Consider the following 6,855-nt stretch of genomic DNA (forward strand, 5'->3'; position numbering starts at 1 on the left):
CAACCGTTAACTGTAATTAATTGCGGTGGATTACGTCAAAATAAGGCTGGACAAACATCCGGTTTATTTCGGGGGCATTCTTGCTTGTCATTGCCTTGTCAGCTGCATCAGTTTGGAAACAGATCGCCAATTGCTTTTCGTGTGCGCAGGGTCATACGTCGACGCCGCTGATGCTCCGGCCGATCATGCAGTATGTGGCAACGCTGACATAGGGCCGCGAGGTTGGCCCCCGTGTTGTCGGCGGTGTCGTGATTGCGGTGCGCGGTCGCCAGCACCACACGCGTCACCTTCACTGTCCCCACTGCCATATCCGCAGGAGCAGGGAGCGCACGGCGCACCAGACGTCCGGTCCCGTCCCGCCACCGCCCCGCCTCGATGTCCCACCATCGGCCGTCACCGAGGTGTTGCACGTCCTGGAGATGCGGCCTGCCGCAGCCCTCGCAGCGGCCGCCCGCTCGTACGAAGCGGATCATGGCCGAGAGCTGCTTCCAGTCGATCGGGTAGAAATAGCGGTGCTCGCGACGGATCGGCATCAGCGATCCGCGTCCTGCAACGGGGCGGCTTTCACCCGCTTGGCGATCCGGGAGAGGGTGGAGCGGCTGCAGCCTGTGGCGGCCTGGATCTGGCTCCAGGGCGAGCCGCCCTTGAGCATGGCCGCGATGCCCTCGTTCCGCTTCGTGTCCTCCTGACGCCCTCGGTAGAGGCCTGCAGCCTTTGCCCGGGCCTGCCCTTGCGCCTGACGACGGCGGCGATCGTCGTAGTCCTTGCGGGCGACAGCCGCGAGGACGTCGAGCAGCATACCGTTGATGGCCTGGAACACCCGCCCCGTGAACTCGTCGGCCGGCGTCGCCAGGCTCCAAGACGTGGGCAGGTCGAGCGCCACGATGCGCACCCGCTTGGCGTCGATCTCCGCCCGCAGCTTCGTCCAGTCGTCCGAGGTGAGGCGGGACAGGCGGTCGACCTGCTCGATCAGCAACACGTCCCCAGGTCGGCAGTCCTTCAGCAGGCGGAACAGCTCCGGCCGCGCCAGCGTCGCCCCACTCTCGTTCTCGACATAGGCCGCGGCGATCGCCAGGCCCCGTTCATGCGCGAACGCGTCGAGCTGCGCCCGCGCCCTGGTCGCGTCCTGTTCGGAGGTGGAAGCGCGCAAATAGGCGCGGACGAACATGAAACCTGCCAATCGGTTCTATTAGGATAGGTGTCATGATACCGGTTCGATTTGAATGGTCAAGCTGATTGAATGAGACCGCTAATGGCTTGGTTCGCTTGAGGCATACCCAAATAGCACCGAACTATGTAGCAGCTGGCGAGTTTTTGCGGGCGCAATCCTTACGTGGTGCAAAACTCATGAGTCTTACACTAGAGCACGGGCGAGGTGGCGCTCATCGAGTCTTACGGCAGCTGGTTGCTTCGGAGCGGATCCGTCGATACGCTCCGCCGACTTAGGGGAGGTCCGAATGCTGTCACGTCGCTCTATAACCCTGGGTACGCCTCTAGCTGCCTTTGCATTGAGTGCGAGAGCTGCTTTTGCTCAGGCGGCAGATCCAGTAATCGGAACTGATGTTGGCTTCGATCAGCTGCCGCTTCCACCTCTCGTTTCTCTAGATGATCCTCAAGTGTATGGCTATAAAAAGCCAAACGCAGATCAGCTGTTAAAAGCGCAGAAGATTGTGGACGAGACACCAAAAGGCCCACACCCCTATGACGTGGCGAAGAGCTTTATCGACCGATTTTTCCAATCTGATCCGGACGCGATTGCACAGTGGCCCGCTCCAGCGTCCTGGAACCCCCTAGTGAAAGGGTTTTTCGACGCAACGAGCCTCAGGGCGCAAAACGATATGATCAACTGGTGTGCTGCCTTCGTTAATTGGTGTATTGAGCGCAACAACATAAAAGGGACTGATAGTGCATCTTCGCAGTCTTTCGTAACATCTGGAAAATACGCTACAACGGACAGCCCCAATCGCGGCGACCTTGTAGTTTTTACCTGTTATGACAAGCAGTCGGGGAAAAGCTTAGGTCTAGGCCACGTCGCCTTTTTTGAGCAGAGCCTCGGTTCCAAAATTAGGGTGATCGGCGGCAATCAATCTGCAGATGGACATTCAAGTATTATCTCAAGGCGAGAATTTAGTACCAAACCTTTCGACTCGCACAGGCATGTAGGGGATGAGTACATTCCTTGCACTTTTGCGCTTAACAAATACCTGAAAGTTGCTTGAAGAGGCTGCTATGAGAAGCCTTGCCTTCATTGCCTGGATGGCAACCATCACGCCTGCTCTGGCTGCCACGCCGAGTGCCATATTGCAGAATAACACGCGAGCAACCGTCTACCTTGAGGTAGACGATGCGGATGGTCACTTCGTGGACAGCGGCACAGGGTTCATTGCCTCTCATGACGGTTACATTGTTACCGCAGCCCATCTGCGAGCTGACCCTTCGCAAAAAATGTGGGCTGTGATCGGCCAGCGAGAAGGGACGCGATTCCCGCTGCAGTTACGCGAGGCAGACCAAGTTTCTGACGTCGCCGTCTGGCAGTTGCCTCAGTCGGCATCATGCCGGTATTCCGTGACGTTTAGCTCGACGCCAGTAAAGGTTCTCGACCGGGCTGTCGTAATCGGGTTTCCAGGGCAAAACGGCATAACGCCCGCACCGGTCAACATTGCCAACCTCTATGACGATAATGGGTTCTACAATGCCGACGGATTTCTACGTCCGGGGTTCAGTGGCGGCCCCGCCTTCAATGAAGACGGCAAGGTCATTGGCCTCGTGCATGGTGGCACCGCTGGCGGTGGGAACAACAGCTTGGTCCCTGCTGCCCTGATCATCAATCTTTTGAAAAAAAGAGGCGTACAGGCTGGGGTGGATACGGCCGTTCCGTTCGATGATACCTGTTACGTATCCTGCCGAGTTCCATCCCACGGCATAGAAAAATGGAGCACGGAGACAAGTTGGGGGCCGGTAAACAGCGGCGAACTATCGGGGGGGCATACTCGTAAGGGAGAATGCGACAAGCTGATCGCCACAGCGCTTGCAGGACAGCCAGACAGCCGGATCGATCTTCTACCGGGCGAAGGCACGAAAGACACGACTGGAATGTGGGAAGACGGCCATAAAGACCTTGCAGGGCAGGTCCACTATACATATTTCTGCAAAGGAACACTCAAGACTGGGCCGATATATGTCGAAAAACAGTCGCGGGAATGCGGACTATGGAATTGAGCGAGCCTGCCTTCCGACGATAGTAACAGCTTCAAGTATATCAGACGCGACGGTTAGGGTTTAAAGCTTCTTAGGGCTGTGGATGCGGCATCAATAATGTGCCGCTCGCAATCAACTGCCTGCTGCACCAAGCCCGACCTCCATTCAACGACAGACAGGTCGAGGCGGAAAAAAGGTGTCTTGAGCAGGGAGGCACGGAATTTCGAGGGTAGAGGTTGAATGGCTGCGGGATGCTCCATCAGGATCGTCGCCCGAGGGCAGCTGTAGACGACAGCCGACACCCGTGTCGGGCCTTTATGGCTTGCCATGGTCTGATAGAAGCGCCCGTCGTGCAGCATGGGCGTCGTTCTGTAAGAGTACCCTATGGACTCCGGCATGAGGTCGCCCTTGCGGCCGTAGAGCGCAAACCAGAACGGGCCGCTGTGGATGCTACCCTTCTTGCACTCCGTATAAAGTGGCCGGAATAGTTCGTCCGCGAGTGGCATGCCCCAGACACCAGGGTCTTGAAGATCCAGCCAGAGCACGAAGGGCTTGGCCGCATCAATCTGCTTTTCGTTCTGCTTCACCCGCGCGATGCGGCTGATCGTGTTTGTCAGAACCGAATCACCCGGCTTCTCGGGGTCAGGTGCGCCGGTCGGGAACACTTCCGTGACCCCGGTCGTGACCACGTTCTTGATGGCCCCCGACGCTTGCGCCTTGGCGATTTCGGCCGCATGGCGGGCCGCGACATCGGCGTGGTGATCGGCGAGCCCTTCCACCTGGTCATTATCGAGTTGACGGGAGTTCACCTCGATTATGACCGGCCCATCGCCGGCATCGGCTTCAAACTCTGGTTTCACATTGCTCCCCGGAACGCTTGGTCCGGGCTTTACGGAGCACCACGTCTCGAGTAGCGCGCCGAAGGCGCGTATCTCGCCGAGGGCGCCTGCGGCGGCCGTAAAGTCCTTCTCATCAAGGAGCCGGGGCCTTAGGGACTGAAGCCAGGTCAGGTTGTCCTGAGCGACCTGGCGCGCGGCAAATTCCGTGTTTGCGGCGACCTGTTCGCCTCCGCCAGCAAGCGCCAGGCTGACCACAGGATGCGTGCGGCCGCCTGTCCGGGTATTGCGCAGCTTCTCGATCTCAGCATCGGTGATGATGCCCAGCCAGGGGCTGTTTTGCATTTCCGCTTCCTTGGACCGCATGGTCCGGGCCTGCCCCCATCGACCATCCGATCCTAAGGATTGCACCACTCGCAGTACATAGGCGCCTTGCTCATGCGGCCATCAGCCAAGCGGAGGACGAGACCAGTGAGCCGCGTGATGTGAAACGCTTGATTTTCGCACCAGCGACCTGTCCGCTACCGACGCTCTGCGGCCATTTCATGCGTCCTCAGTGAAGGACCGCTTCTGGAGGCGTAACTGACCCTAGGCTTTGAGCCTGTCGATCATAGCCCTTGCATCGACCCGCTACGCTTCCTACGTCATGTGTAGCCCTGAGAGCAGAACCCTAGCCGCAGCATGATGGGCACCCCGATGCAGGGGAAGGCCGAGCCGTAGGCCGAGCAGCTATGCTGTAAGCGGTGCCCCACGCCGGGGGACGTTTTTCGGCGAGTGATTTTCGTCGCGCGAGTTAACAGACCTCGTGCGATGCGTGGTGGTTTTGGGACCACGCAAGCGAAGGTCGCCCAGGCAGCAACGCCGGGCGATCTTCTATGTCCCGGCATTGGAGGTTTGTCCGATGACCGTGACCCCACTATTTGCCGTAATCCCAAACGTAACTGGACCGTGGCAATTCGCTGCTTTCGTCCTTCTACTCGCAACGATTTTATATGGGAGTCGTCGCCGTGACCCATGAAACCGACGAGACCGACGTACCAAAATTTCGGGTAAGTTCTTACGATGATCATCTTATTGATATCGTCGATCCTGTGTCAGACACACATTTTCATTTTGCTGCAAGCAAAAGTAAGGGGTTAAGGTACATAAACACCCAGACTAATCCCCCTCAATCGCCATCTTTGGTCCCTCACCCCTCATGGCTTGAAGCGGCTATGGCAACTGCTCGTGCATTGGCGGAAAAAGAAGGCTGGCTATAGCCATCCCAAGGTAGATGTCGGTTTCTGCTTTCGAGTAGGTGCCCGTATGGAAAATTGGCAGCAAAAAGCTCAGCGATTTCAACGGGCGAACGCTTGGTGCGAGATTTTGATTTTCGCACTTCTCGTTCGATGGAACGATTGGGCGCTGCAGTCATTGTGAATGCGTTAGCCCTAGGTGTCGCTATGACCATCGGCAAGCGCGTATTCTCATTCGTCCTCGGGGCCGTTCTCATGGGGCTGGCCCTGATGGGGGTAAGCTTCGTTAGCCCCGGTTTGGCCTGGAGCGCTATTGGCATTGGTGCAGGCGCGTTTGGCCTGATGATGGCCTTCTACGATGTGCTGAGTGAAATTCCTGTAGTTGGGTACATCATCAACAGGATCATCGCCCTGATCGCATTCGTTTACGGCGCTATTTTCGCTGAAATCGCCGGCCAAGTGTCCAGCTTTCCTACCGGCTATGGTTTTATGGCGTTCACCGCCATCTGCATAATTGCATTCATTTTTTATGTCGTGAATGAGAAGAAGGAATTTATCGCCTGAAAGGCCGGCCAATTATTTATGGCAACCTATCAATGTATTCGTTTGTTTCCTAATGCTAGGAGTCGAGCCGTTGCAGCATATGGCCGGAGTCTGCAAGGCACCTTAGCGCGGCTTGCTCCATCGCCTCGTATTCATCTTCATGCCAGGAGCCGGGCCAGGTGTTGATGACCTCGCCATCGAGGGAGACCCGGATCGACAGGATACGGGAGGGGTCGGCGTCATCGGCGTATAGCCCCATCCCGACCGTGTGCCTGCCGACCTCGAAAACAGAGACCCCCGCCAGTATCCGCATGACCGCCCCCGGCTGAAAGAGTCGGCCTGTATAGCGGCACGGGACTCGGCGTGATAGCTGTTAAATGTTCCTATTATGTTCTAATATACTTTCATGCCCAGACGATCAGGCCGCATCATAGGTCCCGAAATCAGTACCCGCATGATCGACACCATGCGCGAATGCCGCACGGCCGCCACCACGTTGTGCGGCCAAGCCAAGATCGGCGGACCGGAATACGAGGCCGCAACGGCCATCATGCGGCGCATAGACGACATGGCGGGCGTGTTGACCGGCAACCAGGAAATGTTCTGGGGGGAGTCGTCCAGCACCCCGCCCGCGCCGTTCGGGCCTACCGGCGGTCAGGGCCAGGCTTCGGGGCCGGGTCCGTCATCGAGAACACCAGACGTTGCGGACGGTCGCCCGCTGCCGTGAACGGCGCATCGCTGTCCGGGGTCCCTGCCATCAGGTTGTAAGCGAAGTCATGCGCGCGCCGCGTGATCGCGGCCCGGTTCGGATCGCCCTCGGGAAGGTTTTGCAGGCAGAAGAAAGACACACGCAGCGAGGCAATCGCCGCAGCCGCCCAATCGGCCCCGTTGCCGTCCCGCTTGTCGTACAGCTTTACCGTTAGATCGCGCAGCGAAACCGCCGGATCGACCGGAGCACCGGAACCGCCGCCACGCTGTTTTCTGCCATAGGTACGGGACACGTCCCCAATCTACAGCCGAATACTTAGCAAGTCTTGAAGGAC

General features: G+C 58.0%; 10 protein-coding genes. 4 read left to right on the forward strand and 6 right to left on the reverse strand.

Annotation, left to right across the window (positions count from 1 at the left end):
• Positions 1–107: 107 nt before the first annotated feature.
• Both AC3IF3_RS30765 and AC3IF3_RS30770 read right to left on the reverse strand, forming a co-directional pair.
• On the reverse strand, positions 108–533 hold the full coding sequence (locus AC3IF3_RS30765; protein WP_489231817.1) for a hypothetical protein: 426 nt from the start codon (positions 531–533) through the stop codon (positions 108–110).
• Positions 533–1,168 carry a recombinase family protein gene (locus tag AC3IF3_RS30770; protein WP_489231818.1) on the reverse strand — a complete coding sequence of 212 codons (636 nt, stop codon included), beginning with the start codon at positions 1,166–1,168 and terminating at the stop codon, positions 533–535. Before AC3IF3_RS30770 ends, AC3IF3_RS30765 begins: the two co-directional genes overlap by 1 nt.
• Positions 1,169–1,457: 289 nt before the next feature.
• Between AC3IF3_RS30770 and AC3IF3_RS30775 the strand changes: the two genes are divergently transcribed.
• Both AC3IF3_RS30775 and AC3IF3_RS30780 read left to right on the forward strand, forming a co-directional pair.
• On the forward strand, positions 1,458–2,219 hold the full coding sequence (locus AC3IF3_RS30775) for a CHAP domain-containing protein (RefSeq protein ID WP_489231820.1): 762 nt from the start codon (positions 1,458–1,460) through the stop codon (positions 2,217–2,219).
• A gap of 10 nt (positions 2,220–2,229) precedes the next feature.
• Positions 2,230–3,219 (forward strand): S1 family peptidase, encoded by a 990-nt coding sequence (locus tag AC3IF3_RS30780; RefSeq protein WP_489231822.1) that lies wholly within the window; start codon positions 2,230–2,232, stop codon positions 3,217–3,219.
• 53 nt (positions 3,220–3,272) lie between these two features.
• On the opposite strand, the gene AC3IF3_RS30785 is transcribed toward AC3IF3_RS30780, so the two are convergent.
• Positions 3,273–4,400: a hypothetical protein gene (locus AC3IF3_RS30785; RefSeq protein WP_489231824.1), complete on the reverse strand. Its 1,128-nt coding sequence runs from the start codon at positions 4,398–4,400 to the stop codon at positions 3,273–3,275.
• A gap of 641 nt (positions 4,401–5,041) precedes the next feature.
• Between AC3IF3_RS30785 and AC3IF3_RS30790 the strand changes: the two genes are divergently transcribed.
• Complete coding sequence (locus AC3IF3_RS30790; RefSeq protein WP_489231826.1) at positions 5,042–5,293, forward strand: hypothetical protein; 252 nt, start codon at positions 5,042–5,044, stop codon at positions 5,291–5,293.
• Between the two features lie 183 nt (positions 5,294–5,476).
• A complete protein-coding gene (locus tag AC3IF3_RS30795; protein ID WP_489231827.1) occupies positions 5,477–5,833 on the forward strand; it encodes a hypothetical protein in 357 nt (118 codons plus the stop codon).
• Between the two features lie 55 nt (positions 5,834–5,888).
• Here AC3IF3_RS30795 and AC3IF3_RS30800 read toward each other — a convergent pair whose 3' ends face one another.
• From AC3IF3_RS30800 to AC3IF3_RS30810, 3 genes are all read right to left on the reverse strand, one after another.
• Positions 5,889–6,125: a hypothetical protein gene (locus AC3IF3_RS30800; protein ID WP_489231829.1), complete on the reverse strand. Its 237-nt coding sequence runs from the start codon at positions 6,123–6,125 to the stop codon at positions 5,889–5,891.
• Positions 6,126–6,205: 80 nt separating this feature from the next.
• The gene (locus tag AC3IF3_RS30805) at positions 6,206–6,436 is read right to left on the reverse strand and encodes a hypothetical protein (RefSeq protein WP_489231831.1); all 231 of its coding nucleotides are present in this window, start codon (positions 6,434–6,436) and stop codon (positions 6,206–6,208) included.
• A 20-nt stretch (positions 6,437–6,456) separates the two neighbouring features.
• Entirely contained in the window at positions 6,457–6,813 is a 357-nt protein-coding gene (locus AC3IF3_RS30810; RefSeq protein ID WP_489231832.1) for a hypothetical protein, read from the reverse strand.
• Positions 6,814–6,855 lie beyond the last annotated feature (42 nt).

The sequence above is a fragment of the Methylobacterium sp. J-118 genome (genome assembly GCF_057836565.1).